Raw genomic sequence first — 3,277 nt, forward strand, 5'->3', positions numbered from 1 at the left:
AAGGGGTCCGGCGGCAAGGGCTCCGGCGCCACCGGTCGCGGCGGCAGGGACTCCGGCGGCACGGGACGCGGGCAGGACTCCGGCCAGGGTCGGGGCACCGGGCGCGCGGGCGGCCGCGGCCGCTCCGGCGCGCCGAGCCGCGGCCCGCGACGGCACGGGGGACGATGATCGTCGTGCCGTGACGCGTCGGGGGAGAGCACTCCCGGTCACGGCACGCAGTGCCCGCCCGCAGGCGCGGCGGGCACGACCGACACGACGAGGACGTCGAGGAGGGCTGCGGTGAGCATCAGCACGTTCGACATGTTCAAGATCGGCATCGGCCCGTCGAGCTCCCACACGGTGGGGCCGATGCGGGCGGCGGCGCAGTTCGCGCACGAGGTGCTCTCGGACCCGGAGACGGGTCCCCGGGTCGCCGAGGTCGAGGTCCACCTGTACGGCTCGCTCGCCGCGACCGGCGAGGGGCACGGCACCCTCTCCGCGATCGTGATGGGCCTGGAGGGCTCGGATCCGGAGACCGTGGACCCGGTCGCGGGCAGGGAGCGCGTCGAGCGGATCGAGGCCGAGGGCGGGCTGCTGCTCGACGGCCGGCTCGAGGTGTCGCTGCGACCCTCCTCGATCGTGCTGCACCCGTTGACCTTCCTGCCCCAGCACTCCAACGGGATGACCTTCATCGCCCAGGCCGCGGGCGGCGCCGAGCTCGTGCGCCGTCCGATGTTCTCCGTCGGCGGCGGCTTCGTCGTCGACGAGGCGGACATGGACCGCTCGATCGCTGAGGTCGCCGCGGAGGACGAGGGCCGCACCATCTTCACCACCGGGGCCGAGCTGCTGCGGGTCTGCGAGGACCGAGGCATCTCGATCTCCGACGCGATGCTGCTGCGCGAGAGGCAGTGGCGGGACGACGAGGAGATCCGCGAGGGCCTGCTGAGGATCTGGCGCACCATGGACGACTGCATCCAGCGAGGCATCCGCACCCCCGGGGTCCTGCCCGGCGGGCTCGAGGTCAAGCGACGCGCCGCCTCCTGGTACGAGTCGCTCTCCGCCGAGGATCCGGCGCGCCTGCCCATGAACTCCTTCGAGTGGGTCTCCCTCGCCGCGCTCGCCGTGAACGAGGAGAACGCCGCCGGCGGCCGCGTCGTCACCGCGCCGACCAACGGGGCCGCCGGGATCATCCCGGCCGTGCTCTTCTTCGCGACCAACTACATCGAGGGCGTGGACCCCGACGAGATCGCGGTGCGCTTCCTGCTGACCGCCGGGGCGATCGGCTCGCTCTACAAGGAGCACGCCTCGATCTCCGGCGCCGAGGTGGGCTGCCAGGGCGAGGTGGGCTCGGCCTGCTCGATGGCGGCCGCGGCGCTGTGCGAGGTGATGGGCGGCAAGCCCGCCCAGGTCGAGAACGCCGCCGAGATCGCGATGGAGCACAACCTGGGCCTGACCTGCGACCCCGTCGGCGGTCTGGTGCAGGTGCCCTGCATCGAGCGCAATGCGATGGCGGCGGTCAAGGCGATCACCGCGGCGCGCTTCGCGCTGCGCGGCACCGGCGAGCACTTCGTCTCCCTCGACACCGTCATCGAGACGATGCGGCTGACGGGCAAGGACATGTCCGAGCGGTACAAGGAGACCGCCATGGGCGGGCTCGCGGTCACCGCGGTGCCGGTCAGCGTCCCGGACTGCTGAGCGGAACGTCCATCGGCCCGCCGGGGCCCCAGGGGGCCGAGGGGCCCTCTCCCGACGGCGCGGGCCCCTCGCCGTCGGGTCCCGACGGCGCCGCGCTCGCCGCGCCCGGCGGCAGGATCCGCACCTCGCGGGGCACCGCCGCGGCGCCCAGCCGGTCCCGCACCAGGGTCCGGAGCTCCTCGGCGCTCGGCGGCACCGCGTCCGCCGCGGCCGGGGCGAGGACCACCTCGGCGAGGGTCCGCACGCCGAAGCGCGCATCGGGCACCACCCGCAGGCGCGCCGAGGCGACGCCGGGAGCGGAGCGCAGCACGCGCACCGCCGCGGCGGGGCCGTGGAGCATCCCGCCGGAGGAGACCGAGCCGTCCGCCCGGCCCAGCACCCGCACCCTCCCATCGGCCGTGATCTCCCCGCGGTCGGTGACCAGCTCCCGACCGCCCGTGAACGGGGTGCGGGCGCACAGCAGCCCGTCGAGCTCCCGCAGGTGCACGCCGTGCAGAGGGCGACCGTCCACGCACAGCGAGCCGGTCTCGGTGGTGCCGTAGACGTCGTGGACCCGGGCCCGGAAGTGGCGCGCGAGATCCGCGCGCAGCACGGGGGAGAGCGCGTCGGAGCCCGCGACGACGCGGTCGATCGCGAGCGGACGCCCGCCGCCGAGCTCCCGGTCCGCGCGCAGCAGGTCCGCGAGGTGCACCGGCACCCCGGTGAGCAGCGCGGGCGAGGTGCGGTGCAGCAGGGCGACGCGCTCCGCGGCGGGCAGATGCGTGAGGTCCACGAGCGGGGCGCCGAGGGCGAGGGCGCCCAGCGTCGCGACCAGTCCGTGGCCGTGCACCCCCGGCGCTGCGCAGGCCGTGACCCGGCCCGGCCGCAGCCCGATCCGACGGGCGAGGTCCACCAGGGAGAGCAGCTGCGCGGGGGAGAGGGGACCGCGCCGCTGCGGCCGGGGAGCACCGGTGGAGCCGCTCGAGCGCAGCTCCAGCATCTCGGGGCCGGCGAGCACCGCGGCGAGCACCTGGCGCAGCGAGGCCTCGGCCGGCAGGGCGGCGAGTCCGGCGCGGTCCGCCGTGGCGGTGCCGCTGCGGTGCAGACGCACGAGGTCCAGCAGCTCCCCTCCGGTGAGCGTGCCGTGACGGTCCACGAGCACCACGGCGCGCGGCCTCGCCCCGACCCGCGCGCGCAGCGCGGCGCCGACGTCCAGGGCGGGCAGGACCAGGGGAGCGCGGGGGAGGGAGGCCCGGACCCGGGCCGCCCTCCCGCTGCCCCGGAGCCCGGCCGGCGTCCGGTGCCTCATCGCCGTCGCTCCTGGTCGGCGCGGCCCTGCCCGCCGGGTCCCCGGCCCTGCCCCTCGCGGCCGCACGGAGCGGAGGTGCGGGCGGCGAGCCTCCGTGCGACCTCCGCCCCGGCGCCCGCACCACGGGCCGCGAGGGCGGGTGCGGCCTGCGAGAGCACCGCGGCGAGCCGTGCCCAGGGCGGGGAGACCATCGCCGGGGCGCGGTCCAGCCCCCGCAGCACCCGGGCGGCGGCCTGCGCGGGCGTGAGCGCTCCCCGGGGCCGGTCGCCGTAGGTCGGGGGGGTGTCCCTATGTTCTGAGTCAAGCCGCGAGGGC

Annotated in this window: 2 protein-coding genes and 1 pseudogene; 1 reads left to right on the forward strand and 2 read right to left on the reverse strand. The window is 76.7% G+C overall.

The window, feature by feature from the left end:
• Positions 1-279: 279 nt before the first annotated feature.
• Positions 280-1,674 carry an L-serine ammonia-lyase gene (locus Y09_RS13985; protein WP_053918284.1) on the forward strand — a complete coding sequence of 465 codons (1,395 nt, stop codon included), beginning with the start codon at positions 280-282 and terminating at the stop codon, positions 1,672-1,674.
• On the opposite strand, the gene Y09_RS13990 is transcribed toward Y09_RS13985, so the two are convergent.
• Both Y09_RS13990 and Y09_RS13995 read right to left on the reverse strand, forming a co-directional pair.
• Complete coding sequence (locus Y09_RS13990) at positions 1,655-2,962, reverse strand: AMP-binding protein (RefSeq protein WP_053918285.1); 1,308 nt, start codon at positions 2,960-2,962, stop codon at positions 1,655-1,657. The genes Y09_RS13985 and Y09_RS13990 overlap by 20 nt on opposite strands.
• Positions 2,959-3,277, reverse strand: a pseudogene (locus Y09_RS13995) (hypothetical protein); the annotation flags it as partial. The gene Y09_RS13990 and the pseudogene Y09_RS13995, both read right to left, overlap by 4 nt.

Origin of the sequence: Brachybacterium sp. SW0106-09 (assembly GCF_001293905.1) — a bacterium.
In the GTDB taxonomy this organism is placed as follows: domain Bacteria; phylum Actinomycetota; class Actinomycetes; order Actinomycetales; family Dermabacteraceae; genus Brachybacterium; species Brachybacterium conglomeratum.